The organism is Streptomyces sp. NBC_00009 (assembly GCF_045040855.1).
Classification (GTDB): domain Bacteria; phylum Actinomycetota; class Actinomycetes; order Streptomycetales; family Streptomycetaceae; genus Streptomyces; species Streptomyces aureus.
The window spans coordinates 7,334,278-7,352,795 of the sequence record NZ_CP108312.1; the positions used below are offsets into that span (position 1 = coordinate 7,334,278).

Genomic DNA, 18,518 nt, shown 5'->3' on the forward strand with positions numbered 1-18,518 from the left:
TGGTGGTGATGGTTCGGACGACGGGCCGCCTCACATGCCCCAGCGCAGGCCCGCCGTGCTGACGGGCGCGTCCCACAGGCGCAGCAGCTCCTCGTCGACCTGGCACAGGGTGACGGAGGCACCGGCCATGTCGAGCGAGGTGACGTAGTTCCCGACGAGGGTGCGTGCCACCGGCACGCCGCGCTCGGTGAGCACGCGCTGGACCTCGGCGTTGAACCCGTAGAGCTCGAGCAGCGGGGTCGCGCCCATGCCGTTGACGAGGACGAGTACCGGGTCGGTCGGCTGAAGGTCCTCGAGGACGGCGTCCACGGAAAAGTCGGCGATCTCGCGGGAGGTCATCATGGCGCGCCGCTCGCGGCCCGGCTCACCGTGGATACCGACGCCCAACTCCAGCTCGCCGGGCGGCAGATCGAAGGTGGGGCTGCCCTTGGCGGGCGTGGCGCACGCGCTCAGGGCCACACCGAAGCTCCGCGCGTTCGCGTTGACCTGACGGGCGATCGCCTCCACGCGCTCCAGCGGCTGCCCCTCCTCGGCCGCCGCGCCCGCGATCTTCTCGACGAACAGGGTCGCGCCCGTGCCGCGCCGGCCCGCGGTGTACAGACTGTCGGTGACGGCCACGTCGTCGTTGACGAGGACCTTGGCGACCTGGATCCCCTCGTCCTCGGCGAGTTCCGCGGCCATGTCGAAGTTGAGCACGTCACCCGTGTAGTTCTTCACCACGAAGAGCACCCCGGCGCCGCTGTCCACGGCGGCCGCGGCCCGCACCATCTGGTCGGGCACCGGCGACGTGAACACCTCACCCGGACAGGCGGCCGACAGCATCCCGTACCCCACGAACCCCCCGTGCAGCGGCTCGTGCCCCGACCCGCCGCCGGAGACGATCGCGACCTTCCCCTCGACGGGGGCGTCCCGGCGCGCGATCACCCGGTTCTCGACATCGACGACCAGCTCCGGATGGGCCGCGGCCATTCCCCGCAACGCGTCGGCGACCACGGTCTCGGCCACGTTGATGAGCATCTTCATGGGTACCTCCAGGTGAGCGGCGTAGCATCTGGGCCTTTGACCAGTGTTCTCCCTGGTCAAAGCGGGTTTGGAAGGTTATAGATCTTGGTGGTCCGTGGCGGCTGGAAGCGGGTTCTGGCGGGGCTGTTGCTGACCTATTGCTGACTTTGCTGACGGACTATCAGGTGGCTGTGTAGTTGCGGACCGGCGCTCCCAACCGCTCACTCACGGCAGTATCGGCTCTCGCGGGGCCCTGGTCACGTGTGCGGCGTGGGTGGTTGGCAGAGGTGTCGTCGCGGAGCGTGGCGAAGAGGACGTCGGCTGGGCGCCGTGCGCGGCAGAGGATGGCCTGGGTGTGGTGCTGCAGCGGGATGTCCCGCGGGATGCGTTTGCCGAACTGTCACGGTTTCGGACGGAGTTATATGCCTGCCTGGCCCACGGACCCGATGCCTTGTTCGAGCTGGGCGACGCCCTGCTGTGTGCGGACGGCCCGGTGAAGACGTTGGTCGAATTGTCCCTGGCGCCTGAGCATCAGCGTGGGCATGGTGCACTGTATGGCGGGTTGAACCGCGGGCATCTGGACCTGTCTCGGCTGCGCATGGCGCTGGCCGAGCTGCCGCTTCCACGGAGGGCTGAAGGGCGGCTGGTGCTGGCGGTCGATGTGAGCAACTGGCTGCAGCCGGATGCGAATACCAGCCCGGACCGGCTGTTCTGTCACACGTATGGCCGGGGCAGGGGCTCGGCCCAGATGATCCCTGGGTGGCCCGATTCCTTCGTCGCCGCCCTGGAGCCAGGGCGGACGTCGTGGACTGCCATGCTGGATGTGGTCCGGCTGTGTCCGTGGGACGGGTGCCGCTTCTTGCCGGAGTTGTATTGATCAGAAACTCAAAGGGTTCTCTTTGAGGGCGTAGCGGACGTGGGGGCCGTGGAAGCGGCCGCGGACGATGTGGGGCTGGCGTTGGCGTCGGCGGAAGAACCGGCGGGTCTCTGCGGCGAGTTGGTCCTGGTTGCGGGCTCGGTGGCTTTTGGGGAGGCTGTGCTTGAGGTCCGCGTTGACGAGCTCGTCGGGGTCCAGCTCGGGCGAGTACGGCGGCAGGTAGTGCAGCTCGATCTCCTCGGCGTGGTCGGCGAGCCAGTCCTTCACCTTCTTCGAGCGGTGCGCGGAGTGCCCGTCGAACACCAGGTGGATCTCGTGGTCGAAGTGTTTGACGAGGCGGTCCAGGAAGCGGCACATCACGGCGGAGTCGAAGCTCTCGATGAAGACCATGAAGTGCATCCGGCCCTTGGTGCTGATCGCGGACATCGCGTTCACGGAGAACCGGTTGCCGGTGTGGCGGACGATGGGCGTGCGTCCCTTCTCGACCCAGGTCCGGCCGGTGACCTGGTCGGAACGGACCCCGATCTGGTCGGCGAAGAGGATCTCGCCGCCGTCGGCCTTGGCTCTGGCCCGGATCGCCGGCCAGGTCTGCTCGTGCCAGCGGGCCACCTTCTCGGGGTCCTGTTCCGCGGCCCGTTTGTCGGGCCGCTGGAAGGAAAGTCCCCACCGCTTCAGGTACTTGCCGACCCCGGGCTCACTCAGCCGCACCCGGTACAGCTTCGCGATCAGGTCACAGACCAGCGTCCACGTCCACAACTGCCCCACCAGACCCACATCGCACGGACAGTGATCGAGCACCGCCTGCCGCACCGCGGCCTGTTCCGCCTCGCCCAGCAGTTGTCCACGGCCTTCAACGACACCTTGAAGACCGCCGCGACGTCCTCCCGGTCCCGCCCCGCCACCAGCGCGGCCACCGCCCGTAGACGCAGCACCCCCTGCGCCGACGGCGACAGATGCCGCGCGTCCCCCACCAGATCACTCACACCCAGCTCAACGACCAAGAATCACAGGCGTTTCGGATCGGTAAGCAACGCACGTATCTACCGAGGCTATCCCGGCAACCGCAGCGTGTTGGAAACTTTGCCAAGAAAGAACCCTCACAGCGGCTGCGCCACCGCGTCATGAACTTGCACTATTCAGATTCTTCCAGCAGGATTGAATCCTTGATTTTGAGGTTTGGATAGATGTCGATATCAAGAACCCCAACAAAGGGGCCCATTCGACTCAGACATGAAATCCCGACCCGCCCTTCCACGTCGCGAATTCTTACCGCCTCGACACCTTCCCTGAAAGCTTCCATCAGAGGTGAACCCTTCCGCTCCCAGGAAACCCTGACCGATTCTCCACCTTCACTATAGGAGAAGACTACGGCCAATTCGTCGCCGGGGATCCGCATCTCGTAGATGTCGGCATCCAGCGCGGAGGGGGCGGGCTCGACTCCGAATGCAATTAGAAATTCATCACCATCGGGGATTTCCATGGCTCCCTACCTCCACTTTCCGTCATTCACTTCGTTCGATACCTGGTATTACCGCCTACCGGAATCATGGTCGTAAGTCTATAAGTATCCCCAGATACTTCGAACGTATTTTTCGTCATCAGGAATCCGTTTGGTCCGGCCAGCAAGGATTCCCGCACTTCTGAAGGCAAGCCGCTCTTTGAGGTGAAGGTCTCTGCGATGTTTCCGTCCCTGTTCACTGCATCATGCCAGTGCGCCTCCATGACAGCGCGACCATCCGGGGTGTCATGGATTCCGATTGACGCCAACTGACGCATATTCTGCTGCGATCTATCCGTGTTGTGCACGTTAGACCTCACCCTTCCGAAGAAGTATTCATACTTCTTCGGATCGATGTCGATCTGTCGCTCGGTGCGGCCCAGGGCCTTAGCCCCGCCGGCAACCACTCCAGTTCCCAAGACTGCGCTTCCGCCTGAGGCTCCACCTGTTGCCATCTCGGCCTCGCTCGGCGATCACCGGACGGATAAGGTCGGTGTGCGCGGCTCGCCGATAGGTAATCAAGGCCGTGACCTGCGCGGATGATTTATCGGCACCCGCAGTGTTGCCGAGCATGCCGCAGGCAAAGAAGCCGGTGATCTCGTGGATATCGGCACCCAGCGACAGGTGCACGGTTTCCCACAGCCTCATCCAGCCGGCCCGGACGAGCTCGCCCTCGCCAGTTTCGATCTCGGTCATGTCGCCGCACCACACCAGGTCGGGTTCCGCGGCGGTGAAGTCGCGGTGCACGAGGTCCGGGGTGGCCGGCCGTTTCCCCGGCCGGGTCAGCCCCGGCGTGACGCACCTTGCGGGCCACCAGGCCCAGTTCGGACATGAGCTTGGCGATGGTGTTCTCCGAGACACCCCAGCCCTGCCGCGCTAGCTGGATCCAGATCTTCGGCGAACCGCAAGTGCCGCCGGAGGCAGCGAACTCCTCGGCCACCACCTCGCTCAGACGCTGGCGGCGCACTTCCCGCCGGGTGGGCTGGAGGTGCGGTGCTTGTAGAACCACGACTCGCTCACGCCCAACGCTCGGCACGGGACGCGGTGCGAAATGCCGTGCTCGGTCCTGAAGTCGCTGATCACCCCGACCACTTGGGCCGGGTCCGTCACGGGTACTTCACCCACAGGACCATGCAGCGTTTGGGACATCACACTCCATGACCAGTTCCTTGTTATCCCTCTTGAGCTGGGCATTCTCCCGCCGCAAGTCGCTCCAGCTCATCACCCCCGCCGGCCCGCGCGGTCCCGGGACACCCAGGTGGCCAGCGTCGTCTTGTTGGTCCCCAGGTCCTTGGCGACCTCAGCGATCGACCTCCCAGTCTCCGCCACGATCCGTACCGCCCCTCACGGAACTCCGGCTCGTACTTCCGTCGCTTCTCCGCTATGACTCCAAACTCCCCTGCAGCCATGGTCTTCACGCTACGAGGGGAGGGACAGCGGCCGGTTCAGCGCAGTGAAGCGGATGGCCAGGGAGACGCCCGCCACCCTGGCCACGTTCTTGTTCCGGCCCTCTTCACGTCCTGGATGCAGACGAAACTCTTGCCAGGTCACGTGCAGGTCTACGCCGGCACGGGCTGCTCGCCCGATCCGCGGACGATCAATCGGGTGGGAACGGTGATGGTGTGAGCACGGGAGCGGTCGCCGTCCAGCCGGGCCAGGGCAGTCGTCGCTGCTGTTCTGCCGATTTCTTCGGGGTCCTGGGCGACGACGGTCAGGGCCGGTTCGAGTGCATCGGCCAGCGATACGTCGTCGAAGGCGACGACCGCCACGTGCTTTCGTCCGCTTCGGGCGAGTTCGGCGACGATTCCCAGCGCCATGATGTTGTTGCCGGCGAACAGGGCTGTGGGGGGATCGGCCAGGTCGAGCAGGTGGTTGGCCGCCGCTTCGGCCCCTTGCTGGTCGTGGGCGTTGGTGACGAGTGAGCGGTCGTAGGGGATATCGGCTCCCTGCAGGGCCGAGCGGTATCCGGCCAGACGTTCACGGCGCGTGTAGAGCTTGGCGGGAAGGTCGCCGACGAAGCCGATGCGACGGTGGCCGTGGGCGATGAGGTGGGCGACGCCGTCGTGAGCGCCCGCGCGGTTGGAGCTGACGACGCTGTCCGTGGCCAGGCCCGAGCCCGGACGGTCGATGAAGACGATCGGCAGGCCGGTGGCACGGTGGGTCTTGAGACGGGCGTGGCCGGCGCCGACGGACGGCACGACCATCAGGATGCTGACGCGGCGGGCGAGGAACTTGTCCGTCAGCGCGCGCTCGCGGTCGGGGTCGTCCGCGGAGGAACCCATGAGAAGCGTCAGACCGCGGTCCCAGACGGTGTCCTCGATGCTCCTCGCCACGGTTCCGAAAAACGGGTTGGCGAGATCGGGGATGACCAGGCCGACCGTGGTGTCGGGGCCACCGACACGGATGTTGCGGGCCATCAGGTTCGGCTGGAAGCCGAGTTTGGTGACGGCGGCGAGCACCTGCTCCCTGGTCTGCGCCGAGGCAGGGCCGTCCTCGTTGAGGACACGAGACACGGTCTTGGCACTGACGCCCACTTCCCGGGCGACGTCAGCCAGGGTCGGGCGGCGGTTCGCTGCCATGGAGGAGATGGCCCCCTTGCTCGTCGGTTCCGGCCGCGGGCCCGGCCGGAACCTGTGAGTGCTTTTAGTTGTGCGGTCAGTTGGCGCGGACCCCTGCGGCCTTCGCAGCCTTGGAATCCGCTACGACAGTATCCCCGGCGGCGTCGAGGGTGAGAGCACCGGTCATGATGGCGACGACCTCGGCCATGGTGTAGTCGGACGGCTTGATCACCGCGGCGCGCCGGCCGAGCCGGTGGACGTGGATCCGGTCGGCGATCTCGAAGACGTGCGGCATGTTGTGGCTGATCAGGACCACGGGCATGCCTTTGTCGCGGACCCGGCGGATCAGATCGAGGACCTGACCGGACTCCTTGACGCCGAGGGCGGCGGTGGGCTCGTCCATGACGACGACGGAGCGCGCCCAGGCGACGGAACGCGCGACCGCGACAGCCTGGCGCTGTCCGCCCGAGAGGGTCTCGACCGACTGTGTGAGCGAGCGCAGGCCGATCTTCAGGTCGGCCATGTGCTCGGCGGCCTCTTGGCGCATGCGCTTCTTGTCCAGCATGCGGAAGACGTTGCCGAGGACGCCGGGGCGGCGCAGTTCGCGGCCGAGGAACATGTTCGAGGCGATGTCCATGGAGGCGGCCACGGCGAGGTCCTGGTAGACCGTCTCGATGCCGTGGGCACGAGCGCTCTGCGGGCCGGCGAACTGGATCGGTTCACCGTTGAGGCGTATCTCGCCCTCGTCGGGGACCACCGCACCGGTGAGGGCCTTGATCAGGCTGGTCTTACCGGCGCCGTTGTCGCCGATGACCGCGAGGACCTCGCCGGGCAGCAGGTCGAAGTCGGCTCCGTCGATGGCGGTGACATGGCCGTAGCGCTTGACCAGACCGCGGGCCTGCAGGACGGGAGTGGGGGTGCTGGTGGCGGTCATCGGGCCCTCTTCCGGGAGATCTGGTCGACGGTCACGGCGAGAATCACCAGGACTCCGGTGATCAGCGTCTGGTAGATGGAGGCGACGCCCATCAGCTGGAGCCCGTTGCGGAAGACGCCGACGATCAGGACGCCGATGAAGGTGCCAAGCACCGATCCCCGGCCGCCGAAGAGGCTGGTGCCGCCGAGGACCACGGCGGTGATGCTGTCGAGGTTGTCCGTCTGGCCGGCCTGCGGGTCGCCGACTCCGGTGCGGGAGACGAGCAGCAGGGCGGCGATGCCGTACATGAGGCCCGCGACAGCGTAGATGCCGATGGTCAGGCGGGAGGTGCGGATGCCGTTCAGGCGTGCCGCCTCCTGGCTGTTGCCGAGCGCGTAGACATGCCGGCCCCAGCCGGTGCTGCTCAGCGTGTAGGCGAGGAGGAGGAACAGGGCGATGGTGACCAGGGAACCGTAGGTGATGTCCGTGTGGCCGAGCGGGAACGTCCGCCCGAGAGCCGTCAGCGGCCCGGGCAGGCTGGTGATCGTCTGTTCCTCGGAGTAGATGTGCGTGAGCGCGAACGCCACATTGAGCATGCCGAGGGTGACGATGAACGGCGGCAGCGGGATCTTCTGCACCAACAGCCCGTTGAGCAGCCCGAATCCCGCGCAGACGGCCAGGCCGAGCGCGATGGCGACGAGCGGGGGCAGCGCACCCTCGGCAGCCATCTTGGCGATCACGATGCTGCCGAACGCCATCACCGCACCGCACGACAGGTCGATGCCCGCCGTGAGGATGATCAGCGTCTGGCCGATGGCGAGGGTGCCCACGACCATGACCTGCTGCACGATCAGTGAGAAGTTGCCGCCCGTGAGGAACTGGTCGGTCGATACGGAGAAGAAGACGCAGGCCAGGAGGAGGGCGACCAGAGGGCCGGTGGTCGGCGCCGTGAGCAGTCTGCGGACCGTTGTCGGCGCCTTGAGCTCGGCGTACGGCGTGGTGGTGGCTGTCATGCGAAGTCCTTGTCGGAAGACAGAAGCTGTTCTGGTCCGTCCGTGCCGGCGGACGGGGAGGGGCGGCGGGCAGGTGATGCGCCCTGACCGCCGGGCAGGCTCTAGCCCCAGCAGTTCTTCAGGCCGAACCCGGTGTCCTTGGACGTGACGCCCGTCTGCGTCTTGTCGGTGATCAGGGTGACGCCGGTGTCGGTATAACCGGACGCCTTCTTGCCGTCCTTGGCGTACTTGACGACGGCGTCGACACCCTCGGCGGCCATCTTCAACGGGTACTGCTGAGAGGTGGCGGCGATCTGGCCGTCCTTGACCGCCCGGGTCCCGCTGCAGCCACCGTCGACGGAGACGATCAGGACGTCCTTCTCCCGGCCCTTGGCCTTGAGCGCGGTGTAAGCGCCCAGGGCGGCGGGCTCGTTGATGGTGTAGACGAGGTTGATACCGGGGTCCTTCTGGAGGCAGTTCTCCATCGCGGTCTGGCCCTTGGCCTGGTCGCCACCCGTGTCCTGGGAGCAGACGATCGACTTGTCCTTGGCGCCGATGCCGAAGCCCTTGAGGAAGCCGTCGTGCCGCTGGACGCCGACCGAGACACCGGGGGCCAGGTCGAGGGTGGCGATCTTCGCGGTCTTGCCCTTCATGGCGGACTTGGCGTACGCGCCGATCAGCTCCCCGGCGTGGAGGTTGTCGGTGGCGAAGAGGGCGTCGGCAGCGCTCTGCGGATCGGTCGGTGTGTCCAGGGCGATGACCAGGACGCCCTTGGCGCGGGCCTTCTCGATCGCCGGGACGATGGCCTTGGAGTCGCTCGGGGTCAGCAGAATGCCCTTCACGCCGGAGGCGACCATGTTCTCGATGGCCGTGACCTGCCCGGCGTTGTCGCCGTCGAACTTGCCCGCAGCGGTGAGGAGTTGGGCGCCGTGCTCCTTCGCGGACTTCTCCGCGCCCTCCTTCATCTTCACGAAGAACGGGTTGGTGTCGGTCTTGGTGATCAGGCCGACCTTGACCTTGCCCGAACCGCCACCGGCGGAAGCGGACCCGGAGCCGGATCCGCAGGCCGTCAGCGTGAGGGTGGCGACCGCGGTGACGGCGACGGCTCCGAGAACGGAGCGGGACATACCCGTGGTGCGAGACATATGCGTGCTGCGAGACATGGCGACTCCTGTGGGATGGCGAACGGCACGGGCCGGGTTCACGGTGCGGCTGCCCGAGGTGTCATCGTTGACTTATGTCATCGTTGACACTGCCTGGCGAGGATGATGGACTCTCGATCCCGGCAACGTCAATGCCTTCCGCCCGTCACAAATCGGCAACGCTCATCGGTCGTCGACCCCCTGCTCATGACCGTCGAGCCCGCGGAGCCGAGCGGCGGCTGCGCCGTGATGCGCCTTCCTTGCCCGTACGTTCCGAGAGAAGAGCAGCCCATGACCCCACGTCAGATAACCGTCCTGGGAGAGTGCGTCGCCGACGCCTTCACCGAGCCGGCGCAGGCCGCGCACGAACTCGCGCTGCGCGTGTTGCCGGGTGGCGGACCCGCGAACACGGCGGTGGCGCTGGCCCGGCTCGGCACCTCGGCCCGACTCCTGGCGCGCCTGTCCGGCGATGTGTTCGGCCGGCTGTTCCGGAGCCACCTGGAGGCGTCTGGCGTGGATCTGACGTACGCCGTCGAGGCCGACGAGCCCAGCACGCTGGCCATAGCGGAACTGGACGCCCAGGGGCAGGCCACGTACTCCTTCCACGCGCAGAACACGGCCGACTGGCAGTGGACGGCAAGGGAGTTGGCGCGGGTGGACCTGTCCGGGACCGCCTGCGTGCACACCGGCTCTCTGGCTCTGGTGCGGCAGCCTGGCGCGGCGGCCGTGGAGGAGTTCCTGGCGACCGCCGCCCCCGACGCGACGATCAGCATCGACCCCAACGTCCGGCCGTTGCTGGTGCGGCCCGAGGTCTACCGCGCCCGGTTGGCGCACTGGTGCGACCTTGCCGACGTGCTGCGCCTGAGCGAGGACGACTTGGAGCTCCTGCTGCCGGACGCCTCGCCCGAGAAGGCGTGCGACATCTGGCACGCGGCCGGCGCACGGCTCGTGGTGATCACGCGCGGTGCAGACGGGGTCCTGGCCTCGCTCGACGGCGAACGGTTCCGGGTGCCCGCCGCGCCAGCGGTCGTCGCCGACACGGTCGGCGCGGGCGACTCCTTCACCGCCGGGCTGCTGCACCACCTCGGCGCCGGCGGACTCCTCGGAGGCCGGTTGTCGAAGCTCCGTCTCGACGACGTGGCGGATGCCTGTCGGTTCGCCACCCGCGTCGCGGCTCTGACCTGCTCGGTTCCCGGACCCAACCCCCCGTGGCGGAGTCAGGTGGAGCAGCTCGCCACGCGGTAGCGCGCCTGACGGGCGGTTTGTCGTTCAACGGGACGTTGCGCCAGAGCCGTTGACGCGGTGACCGGATTGCGCTCATCATCAGCTCGCCACGATGTCATCGATGACACAAGTCATCGATGACATTCTCTCCTTCCCGCGCCGTGGACGACGGCCCGGGCGAGGAGCCCCTTCCGATCAGTCCGCGCCAGGCCCAGCTGACCTGTTGCGCGGACGGCCGCAGCGCAGGAGACCTCATGAGCCCTGTACGTGTATTCCGGCATGCCCACAGACGGCTGATTGCGGCGGCGACGGTGACCGTCTGCGCTCTCTCTGCCGCCCCGCTGGCTCCCCACGCCGCAGCGTCCGACGCGCCCTCGTACTCCGAGACCTACCGGCCCCAGTTCCACTTCACCCCGCAGAAGAACTGGATGAACGACCCCAACGGGCTCGTGTACTACAAGGGCGAGTACCACCTCTTCTACCAGTACAACCCCAACGGCAACTCCTGGGGCGACATGTCCTGGGGGCACGCCGTCAGCACGGACCTCGTGCACTGGAAGCAGCTTCCGCTCGCGCTGTCGCACGACGACAAGGAGATGGTGTTCTCCGGCAGCGCGGTCGTCGACCGGGACAACACCACCGGGTTCGGCACGAAGCAGAACCCGCCCATGGTGGCGATCTACACCAGCCTCGACAAGGCCACCGGCGTACAGGCGCAGGCGCTCGCCTACAGCACGGACCGGGGCCGCACCTGGACCAAGTACCGGGGTAATCCCGTCCTGGACATTGGCTCCAAGGAGTTCCGCGACCCCAAGGTCCAGTGGTACGCGCCGACGAAGAGCTGGCTGATGACGGTTTCGCTCTCCACCGAGCACAAGGTGCGGTTTTACTCGTCCAAGAACCTCAAGGACTGGAACCTGCTCAGCGAGTTCGGTCCGGCCGGTGCGACGGGAGGTGTGTGGGAGTGCCCCGACCTGTTCCCCCTCCCGGTCGACGGGGACAAGAAGAGAACCAAGTGGGTGCTGGTCGTCAACCTCAACCCCGGTGGCATCGCGGGGGGTTCAGGATCCCAGTACTTCGTGGGCGACTTCGACGGCAAGAAGTTCACGGCCGAGGACACGGGCTCGTACACCCCGCCGCCCGGCACCGTGCGGCAGGACTTCGAAGGCACCGGCTTCGGTACGTGGACGGCCGGCGGTACCGCGTTCGGCGCCGGCCCCGCGGCAGGTGCCCTGGACGGACAGAGCGCGGTCACCGGCTTCGACGGCTCGGGCCTCGCCAACAGCTTCCACGGCGGTGACCGCACCACCGGCATCCTCACCTCACCCCCATTCACCGTCGACAGCGCCTACTTGAACTTCAAGGTCGGCGGCGGACGACACCCGCACCGGGACGGAACAGTCCTGGAACAGGGAGACCCGCCCACGGGCACGGTCCTCGCCGACTTCGAGGGCGGCAGCTACGGCGACTGGACGACGACCGGCGACGCTTTCGGCCCGGCACCGGCCACCGGCACCCTCCCCAACCAACAGGAGGTCTCCGGATACCTGGGCGGCGGCCTGGTCAACACCTTCCGCGACGGCGACTCCACCACCGGCACGCTGACCTCGCCGGAGTTCACCCTCGACAAGGACTACGTCAACTTCCTTGTCGGCGGCGGCAATCACCCGGCCGGCTCCGAGAACCCCACCGCCGTAGAACTCCTCGTGGACGGCCAGGTGGTGCGCAGCGCGACCGGCAAGGACACCGAGGCGCTCAACTGGGCTTCCTGGGACGTCAAGGACCTCGACGGCAAGAAGGCGCAGATCAGAATCGTCGACGACAACACCGGCGGCTGGGGGCACCTCAACATCGACCACATCGTGCTGTCCGATACGAAGGCTCAGCCCGTCTCCCAGGAGACCTCCGTCAACCTGATCGTCGACGGCAAGGTGGTCCGCACCGCCACCGGTTCCGACACCGAGAGCCTCGACTGGGCCTCCTTCGACCTCCGTCCCTACGCGGGGAAGCAGGCGCAGATCCAGATCGTCGACATGAACACCGCGGGCATGGGTCACATCCTGGCCGACCAGTTCACTGCCGCCGCCGAGCCCGCCAAGTCCATTGTGCAGCGGGCGAATTGGGCCGACTACGGCAAGGACTACTACGCGGCCGTGTCCTGGGAGAACGTGCCGGGCGACAAGCGCTACATGATCGGCTGGATGAATGACTGGGAGTACGGCGGCGCCATCCCCACCTCTCCCTGGCGGAGCGCGCAGAGCGTTCCCCGGCAGATGGCTCTGCGCACCGTCGACGGCCGGATTCGGCTGACCAGCGAGCCGGTCGACAGCCTCAAGTCCCTGCGGCAGAAGACCGCGGTGACGGCGACCGGTGTCACGGTCAAGGACACCTCACAGCCCCTGGGCGGCTCGGCGGCCACGGGGAAGGCGCTCGACATCGAGGCGACGTTCTCCCTCAAGGACGCCGACGGCTTCGGCCTGAAGGTGCGTACCGGTGCCGGAGGCGAGGAGACCGTCATCGGATACGACACCACCACGCAGGAGCTGTACGTCGACCGCACCCGCTCCGGCGCTGTGGACTTCAGCGACGCCTTCCCCGGCGTACAGCGCGCGCCGCTGAAGGCGAAGAACGGGAAGGTGAAGCTGAGGGTCCTGGTCGACTGGTCGTCCGTCGAGGTCTTCGGCGGCAACGGCGCGGCAGCCATCACCGACCAGATCTTCCCGAACCCGGACAGCCAGGGAGTCCAGGTCTTCGCCGAGAACGGTTCGGTGACGCTGGACCAGGCCCGCGTCTGGCACCTGAACTCCTACCGCGACTGACCCGACCCCGACCACACACAGGACACGCCACCATGAACAAGACTCTGCTCGCCGAATTCACCGCACGCGAGGGCGCGGAGGCCGACGTCGCCCGCCTGATCCTGGAGTACGCCAAGGAGGTGCGTGAGGAAGACGGCAACCTCGCCTTCGATGTCTACACCAAGGCGTCCCGGCCCCGCGCCTACTGGATCTTCGAGGTGTACCGGGACGAGGCGGCGTTCCAGGCGCACCTCAAGGCCCCCTACGGCGGCCCGTTCAACGCCGCGCTCGCCCCGCTGATCGAGGAAGATGCCTCGGTGCTGACCTTCCTCGACCCGGTGACCTGACGTCGTAGGAGGCGTGGCGGGCGCGACGTCGACGGCGGTCTCAGGCCGCCATGCCTCCCATCTTCCAGACCGTCAAGGATGTGACGGTGCTGCCCTCGCCGAAGAGCTGCAGGCCGAGGGAGTCCGTGCGGGAGGGATACGCCCGGGTGGTGATCGAGCGGTGAGTGTTCGCGTACGCCTCGATGATCGAGCGGTCGACGAACACGTCCAAGGTCAGCTTGCCGTCGGCGAGGGTGAGCGGGCCCTTCTGGATGCCGAGGTCCGGCACGGCGCTGGAGACGTTGCCGGACCGGGTCCGGTCCACTCCCAGCTCCTTGGCCGCGGTGTCGTAGAAGAGGCGGGTGCGTTCCTCGTCTCCCGGGCTGCGCAGTACGTCGAGTCCGAGCGTGCCCGCGCTGCCCGCCTCCATCGTCAGCTTGATGTGGAGCAGGTCCCCCTTGACCGAGGCAAGGGCGGCGTTCGCGGCGGAGACGGAGGTCGCACTGTCAATGGTCACGAGAGCCGCGCCGTCGTGGAGGTTCGCGACCTCGGCCACGGGCTGGAAGGCGAGGTCGCCGTCCGCCCGCTGGGACAGCACGATCGGCAGGCCCGCGTTGTGCGCCCATCCGGCGTCGTAGTGACCCTGCTCGGAGCGCCGGTCCTGGGCGATGGTGAAGACCAGGGAGCGCCCCTTGTCGTCGACCGTGCCGCTGGGGCCTGTGAAGTGGTCGCCATAGTCGAGCAGTTGGGGCACGGTGGTGTCGGGCGTCCAAGTGCGGGAGGAGCCGTCCCAGACGCCGACCCAGTAGAAGACGTACTTGCTGCTGTACTCGCCGGGACCGTCGGGGAAGGCCGGGTTGATGAGGAGGGCGCGGCGCTCGCGGCCCTGGGCGTCCTTCCCGATGGGCAGGAAGGTCGGCAGCTCCCACACCTGCCCTGTTTTCGGGTACGTCGCCACGTCACCGACCATCAACGGCCCTCGGTACGTCCAGTCGGTGAGGTTCGTGGAGGTGTAGAGCAGCGCGGTGCCGCCGACGGCGCCACCGGACGAGGTCTGGACGCCCGAGCCCACCAGCTGGAACCAGGTGTCGCCCTCCCGCCAGACGAACGGGTCCCGGAAGTCCCCGAAGCGGACCTTGCGGTCGGCGCCGACGTCGAGATCGGCCTGCTGGCTGATCACGAGCGAGGGATGCATCGTCCACTGCGCGAAGTCGGGATCGCTCGGGTCGACGGGACGGGCGAGACCGACCGCCTGGTTGGGGCGCTGGGAGTCGTTGCCGGCGGTGAACAGTAGGGCCGGGACGCCGTTCGCGTCGAGGGTCGAGGCCCCGGACCAGACGCCGTCGGGAGCCACGCTGTCGGCCGTGGCCGCGAGAGCGACGGGCAGGTCCCGCCAGTGCACCAGGTCCTCGCTGACCGCGTGCCCCCAGCAGATGTTGTGCCAGTACGGGCCGTGGGAGTTGTGCTGGTAGAAGAGGTGGTACTGGCCACCGACCTGGATGGGGGCGTGCGGTTCGTTCATCCAGTGGTTGGGCGCGGTGAAGTGGAAGGCCGGACGGTAGCGGTCGCCGTCGTAGCGGGAGCGGTTCATCGCCAGGGCGGCCTTGGGGATCGTGCCGCCGTCGAAAGTCTTGAGGTCCGCCTGGTGACTGGCCGCGACTTCGGTGTCGGTCAAAGCGCCGCCGTGCAGCTTCAGCTCGTCGATCAGGCCGTTGAACATGTTCACCGCGAACGTGCCGTTGATGACGGCGGGTTGGTTGTGCCGTCCGACGAGCAGCGGAACGTCCGCCTTGCTCAGCCGGGCGGCCGCCGGGATCGCCGTCTGCGCGACCGGTTCACCGTTGAGGAACAGCCTGACCGCACCGTCGGCGGGGGAGAACACGGCGGCGACGTGCGCCCACTCGCCGGCGGCCAGCGCGGCCGACTTCGGCAAGGCGACCTCGTACCAGGCGTCTCCCGTGCCGATCCCGAACTGCCAGACGCCGTGCCGGCCGACGCCCAGGCAGAACCCGCGCCGGGCGCCCTTGTCCTGCTGGTTGATGACGACGGAGGGCTTGCCGTCGTCGCCCCACTCGAAGGCGCGCGGTGCGACCCATGCCTCGACGGTCAGCCCGTCCGTGGGGAGCGTGGTGGCCGAGGCGTCGCGGGCGATCCAGGTGGAGTAGCCGTCGAAGAGCAGAGCGCCGGAGAGAACTCCGTCCGCCTGCTGCTTCGCGGTCCACAGCGGATCGCTGTCCGGCTTGTAGACGGCGTCGTTGAAGACGTAGTTGATCGGATTCGTGGACTGTGTGACCTGTTCCCGCGTGCTCGCACCGGCGCCCTCGGGGAAGTCCCAGTAGGCGGTGAGGCCGGCGGCCAGCTGCCGGTCGGTGGCCGTCGAGGCCGTGGCGGGGCGGGAGAGCGGGACGAGGGCTCCGCCGGCGGCGACGGACAGGACGCGCAGGACTGTTCTTCTCTTCATGGCGGCTCCTGAGTGATGGGTGGTGCCAAATCGGTTTAACTCTGCGGACGGCAGGCATCGTTCGGCGGCTGGAGCTGCTAACGCAAGGGCTAACGCAGCGCTGGTTACATCAATGAGTCGCCAAAACGGGATCAACTACCCATAGATGCGGTTCTTGTTGATCGCAGATGTCCAAGACGTTGACAGGACATGGCGCGGGCAGCATCCTCAATCCGCACTTGCTAATCCGATTTAACGGAGGTCGGGAAGTCGATGCCCGGGAACCGCGTGACCATGGCCGACGTCGCCCGCCGTGCGGGGGTGTCCCCGACGACCGCGTCCTTCGCGCTGTCCGGCCGGACCGACATGCGGATCTCGGACGCGGCCCGGGACAAGGTCCTGGCAGCGGCGGCTGACCTGGGCTACCGCCCCAACGTTACGGCGCGCAGTCTGCGGACGAAGTCGAGCCAGACCATTGGCTTCGTGTCCGACACCATCACCACCACCCCCTTCGCGGGCGAGGTGATCCGCGGAGCCCTCGACGCGGCGCGCGAGAAGGAGAACCTGCTCTTCATCACGGAGACGGGCGGCGACAGGGATGTGGAATCCGGCCTGGTCAACGGCCTGTTGGACCGGCAGGTCGACGCGGTGATCTACGCCGCGATGTACACCCACTACGTCACCCCGCCCCCGGAACTGCACGGGCGGCGCGTGGTCCTGCTCAACTGCCTGGCCCCCGGCTTCGACGCGCCGTCGGTGATCCCGGACGAGATCGAGGCGGGCCGCACAGCGGGCCGCACGCTGCTGGCCGCGGGGCATGCCGACGGAATCTGGGCCATCGGCGGCCATCAGGCGATACCCGCTTCCCCGGACGGCAATTTCGCCGGGCTCGAGCGCATGCGCGGCCTGCAGGAAGTCCTGCGAAGCTCCGGTGCTCGTCTCGACGGCGTGGTCGAGTGCGAGTGGGGAGCCGAGGACGGCTACCGGGAAGTGTCCCGCCTGCTCGCGGAGGGCCACTGCCCGCGGGCGCTGGTGTGCTCCACCGACAGGGTCTCCTTCGGCGCCTACCAGGCGCTCGCTGAGGCCGGTCTGTCCGTGCCGCAGGACGTCTCGATCGTCTCCTTCGACGACCAGGACATCGCCGGCTGGCTCAAGCCGGCGCTCACCACGGTCGCCCTGCCCCACCACGAACTCGGCCGCCGGGCCATCGAGTTGATCCTCAGCGACGACCCCTTGGACGCGACGACCCACCGCGTCCCCATGCCCCTGCGTGAACGCGAGTCCGTCGGACCTCCCCGCCCGGCGGACTGACACCTGCACATCCGGTGGGGCCGGGGTGCGACCCGGCCCCACCGCAGCTCATCCGTGCCCTTCAACTCAAGAACGGACGAACCTCCATGCGCAGAACCATCGTAGTCGCGGCCTGTGCCGCCCTGGGACTGACCGTCAGCGGTTGCTCAGGATCCGGAGGCACGGCCTCCTCGCCAGGCGCGTCGTGCGACGGAAAGATCGACGGAAAGCGGACGATCAGCACCTTCTACCACGGTGGAGGTGAGGAGAAGAAGACGTTCCTCAGCGTGGTCGACAGCTTCAACAAGAGCCAGGACCAGGTCACCGTGAAGGTGCAGAGCGTCCCCGAAGGCACGTACAACGACGCCGTCCAGGCCGCCTCCGCCTCCGACAAGCTGCCCGACGTCCTCGACTTCGACGGCCCCAACCTCTACAACTACGCCTGGAACGGCGACCTGATACCCCTCAAGGACTGCCTCAAGGCGTCGACGCGCAAGCAGTTGCTGCCCTCGATCGTCCAACAGGGCACCTACAACAAGCAGTTGTACGGTGTCGGCGCGTTCGACTCCGGCATCGTCCTGTACGCCTACAAGTCCGCCCTCAAGAAGGTCGGCGCCCGCATCCCGAGCGGCGTCGACGACGCGTGGACCGCCGCAGAATTCACCGACATCCTCGGCAAGTTGAAGAAGGCCGGCTATGCCCGGCCCCTCGACATGCACATGTGGTACGGGCGCCAGGGGGAGTGGTTCTCCTACGCCTTCAGCCCCATCGTGCAGTCCGCCGGCGGCGACCTGATCGACCGGGACGGGTACAAGACGGCGGCGGGAGCGCTGGACAAGCCCGAGGTCGTCAAGGCGATGAAGACCTTCCAGTCCTGGTACACGAACAAATACGTCGACACCGAGGCCCAGGACGACACCCCGTTTCTGAAGAAGACCAGCCCGATCGCCTGGAACGGCATGTGGGCGTACAAGAACGGCTACAAGAAGGCGGCCGGCGACGACCTCGCCGTCATCCCCCTTCCCGACTTCGGCACCGGCTCGAAGACCGGCATGGGCTCCTGGCAGTTCGGCATCACGCGCAAGGCCAAGGACCCCGACGCCGCGGCGGCGTTCCTGGAGTACCTGCTCACCAAGAAGAGCCTGCTCACCATGTACGACGCCGTGGGCGCCCCGCCCTCGACCACGGCGGCGCTCAAGGCCACCGACATCTACGCCCCGAACGGCCCGATGAGCCTGGTGACCGAAAGCCTCAACCAGGCGCCCATGGTGGCGGTCCCGCGTCCCCAGACTCCGGCCTACCCCACCATCACGCAGGCGTTCTCGCAGGCCGTGGACGACATCAGCCTCGGCAAGGACGTACCCGATGCCCTGAAGAAGGCGGTCGACACGATCGACCAGGACATCAAGGACAACGACGGCTACCCCGTCAAGTGAGACGGCCCAGTGTGGCGGCGGC

The 18,518-nt window shown here is 67.4% G+C and carries 14 protein-coding genes and 3 pseudogenes; 6 read left to right on the forward strand and 11 right to left on the reverse strand.

The annotated features are described in order from the left end of the window. Positions 1 to 30: 30 nt before the first annotated feature. Positions 31 to 1,023, reverse strand: a complete 993-nt coding sequence (gene dhaK, locus OHA58_RS33270) for a dihydroxyacetone kinase subunit DhaK (RefSeq protein WP_405483392.1) — start codon at positions 1,021 to 1,023, stop codon at positions 31 to 33. Between the two features lie 337 nt (positions 1,024 to 1,360). Between dhaK and OHA58_RS33275 the strand changes: the two are divergent. Further along, positions 1,361 to 1,849, forward strand: a pseudogene (locus tag OHA58_RS33275) (transposase); the annotation flags it as partial. 30 nt (positions 1,850 to 1,879) lie between these two features. Here the strand turns inward: OHA58_RS33275 and OHA58_RS33280 are convergent. The 9 genes and pseudogenes from OHA58_RS33280 to OHA58_RS33320 form a co-directional block, all read right to left on the reverse strand. Next, a complete protein-coding gene (locus OHA58_RS33280) occupies positions 1,880 to 2,689 on the reverse strand; it encodes an IS630 family transposase (protein WP_405483394.1) in 810 nt (269 codons plus the stop codon). 322 nt (positions 2,690 to 3,011) lie between these two features. Then, positions 3,012 to 3,359, reverse strand: coding sequence for a hypothetical protein (locus tag OHA58_RS33285; RefSeq protein WP_405483395.1), 348 nt, complete (start codon positions 3,357 to 3,359; stop codon positions 3,012 to 3,014). Positions 3,360 to 3,764: 405 nt separating this feature from the next. Continuing rightward, positions 3,765 to 4,049: pseudogene (locus OHA58_RS33290) on the reverse strand (hypothetical protein); the annotation flags it as partial. 136 nt (positions 4,050 to 4,185) lie between these two features. Then, positions 4,186 to 4,413, reverse strand: a pseudogene (locus OHA58_RS33295) (transposase); the annotation flags it as partial. Between the two features lie 185 nt (positions 4,414 to 4,598). Continuing rightward, positions 4,599 to 4,706 carry a transposase gene (locus OHA58_RS33300; protein WP_405483397.1) on the reverse strand — a complete coding sequence of 36 codons (108 nt, stop codon included), beginning with the start codon at positions 4,704 to 4,706 and terminating at the stop codon, positions 4,599 to 4,601. Between the two features lie 230 nt (positions 4,707 to 4,936). Further along, on the reverse strand, positions 4,937 to 5,956 hold the full coding sequence (locus OHA58_RS33305; protein WP_405483398.1) for a LacI family DNA-binding transcriptional regulator: 1,020 nt from the start codon (positions 5,954 to 5,956) through the stop codon (positions 4,937 to 4,939). A 76-nt stretch (positions 5,957 to 6,032) separates the two neighbouring features. Beyond that, complete coding sequence (locus tag OHA58_RS33310) at positions 6,033 to 6,869, reverse strand: ATP-binding cassette domain-containing protein (RefSeq protein ID WP_405483400.1); 837 nt, start codon at positions 6,867 to 6,869, stop codon at positions 6,033 to 6,035. Continuing rightward, on the reverse strand, positions 6,866 to 7,861 hold the full coding sequence (locus tag OHA58_RS33315; protein WP_405483401.1) for an ABC transporter permease: 996 nt from the start codon (positions 7,859 to 7,861) through the stop codon (positions 6,866 to 6,868). Before OHA58_RS33315 ends, OHA58_RS33310 begins: the two co-directional genes overlap by 4 nt. A gap of 101 nt (positions 7,862 to 7,962) precedes the next feature. Further along, on the reverse strand, positions 7,963 to 8,985 hold the full coding sequence (locus tag OHA58_RS33320; RefSeq protein WP_405485309.1) for a sugar ABC transporter substrate-binding protein: 1,023 nt from the start codon (positions 8,983 to 8,985) through the stop codon (positions 7,963 to 7,965). 288 nt (positions 8,986 to 9,273) lie between these two features. On the opposite strand from OHA58_RS33320, the gene OHA58_RS33325 reads away from it, so the two are divergent. The 3 genes from OHA58_RS33325 to OHA58_RS33335 all read left to right on the forward strand — a co-directional run bounded on the left by OHA58_RS33325 (position 9,274) and on the right by OHA58_RS33335 (position 13,351). After that, positions 9,274 to 10,227, forward strand: a complete 954-nt coding sequence (locus tag OHA58_RS33325; protein ID WP_405483403.1) for a carbohydrate kinase — start codon at positions 9,274 to 9,276, stop codon at positions 10,225 to 10,227. Between the two features lie 233 nt (positions 10,228 to 10,460). Then, entirely contained in the window at positions 10,461 to 13,025 is a 2,565-nt protein-coding gene (locus OHA58_RS33330) for a GH32 C-terminal domain-containing protein (RefSeq protein WP_405483405.1), read from the forward strand. Positions 13,026 to 13,057: 32 nt separating this feature from the next. Then, positions 13,058 to 13,351 carry a putative quinol monooxygenase gene (locus OHA58_RS33335; RefSeq protein ID WP_405483407.1) on the forward strand — a complete coding sequence of 98 codons (294 nt, stop codon included), beginning with the start codon at positions 13,058 to 13,060 and terminating at the stop codon, positions 13,349 to 13,351. Between the two features lie 40 nt (positions 13,352 to 13,391). On the opposite strand, the gene OHA58_RS33340 is transcribed toward OHA58_RS33335, so the two are convergent. Then, complete coding sequence (locus tag OHA58_RS33340; protein WP_405483408.1) at positions 13,392 to 15,791, reverse strand: GH32 C-terminal domain-containing protein; 2,400 nt, start codon at positions 15,789 to 15,791, stop codon at positions 13,392 to 13,394. A gap of 252 nt (positions 15,792 to 16,043) precedes the next feature. Here OHA58_RS33340 and OHA58_RS33345 point away from each other — a divergent pair, with 252 nt between their 5' ends. Further along, a complete protein-coding gene (locus tag OHA58_RS33345) occupies positions 16,044 to 17,081 on the forward strand; it encodes a LacI family DNA-binding transcriptional regulator (RefSeq protein WP_405483410.1) in 1,038 nt (345 codons plus the stop codon). Positions 17,082 to 17,167: 86 nt separating this feature from the next. Continuing rightward, positions 17,168 to 18,496, forward strand: a complete 1,329-nt coding sequence (locus OHA58_RS33350) for an extracellular solute-binding protein (protein WP_405483411.1) — start codon at positions 17,168 to 17,170, stop codon at positions 18,494 to 18,496. The last annotated feature ends 22 nt before the right edge of the window (positions 18,497 to 18,518 follow it).

Bases quoted from the DNA above. Each gene is read 5' to 3' on its own strand.
- dhaK (WP_405483392.1), bottom strand. From the start codon at position 1,023: ATGAAGATGCTCATCAACGTGGCCGAGACCGTGGTCGCCGACGCGTTG.
- OHA58_RS33285 (WP_405483395.1), bottom strand. From the start codon at position 3,359: ATGGAAATCCCCGATGGTGATGAATTTCTAATTGCATTCGGAGTCGAG.
- OHA58_RS33305 (WP_405483398.1), bottom strand. From the start codon at position 5,956: ATGGCAGCGAACCGCCGCCCGACCCTGGCTGACGTCGCCCGGGAAGTG.
- OHA58_RS33310 (WP_405483400.1), bottom strand. From the start codon at position 6,869: ATGACCGCCACCAGCACCCCCACTCCCGTCCTGCAGGCCCGCGGTCTG.
- OHA58_RS33315 (WP_405483401.1), bottom strand. From the start codon at position 7,861: ATGACAGCCACCACCACGCCGTACGCCGAGCTCAAGGCGCCGACAACG.
- OHA58_RS33320 (WP_405485309.1), bottom strand. From the start codon at position 8,985: ATGTCTCGCACCACGGGTATGTCCCGCTCCGTTCTCGGAGCCGTCGCC.
- OHA58_RS33325 (WP_405483403.1), top strand. From the start codon at position 9,274: ATGACCCCACGTCAGATAACCGTCCTGGGAGAGTGCGTCGCCGACGCC.
- OHA58_RS33330 (WP_405483405.1), top strand. From the start codon at position 10,461: ATGAGCCCTGTACGTGTATTCCGGCATGCCCACAGACGGCTGATTGCG.
- OHA58_RS33335 (WP_405483407.1), top strand. From the start codon at position 13,058: ATGAACAAGACTCTGCTCGCCGAATTCACCGCACGCGAGGGCGCGGAG.
- OHA58_RS33340 (WP_405483408.1), bottom strand. From the start codon at position 15,791: ATGAAGAGAAGAACAGTCCTGCGCGTCCTGTCCGTCGCCGCCGGCGGA.
- OHA58_RS33345 (WP_405483410.1), top strand. From the start codon at position 16,044: ATGCCCGGGAACCGCGTGACCATGGCCGACGTCGCCCGCCGTGCGGGG.
- OHA58_RS33350 (WP_405483411.1), top strand. From the start codon at position 17,168: ATGCGCAGAACCATCGTAGTCGCGGCCTGTGCCGCCCTGGGACTGACC.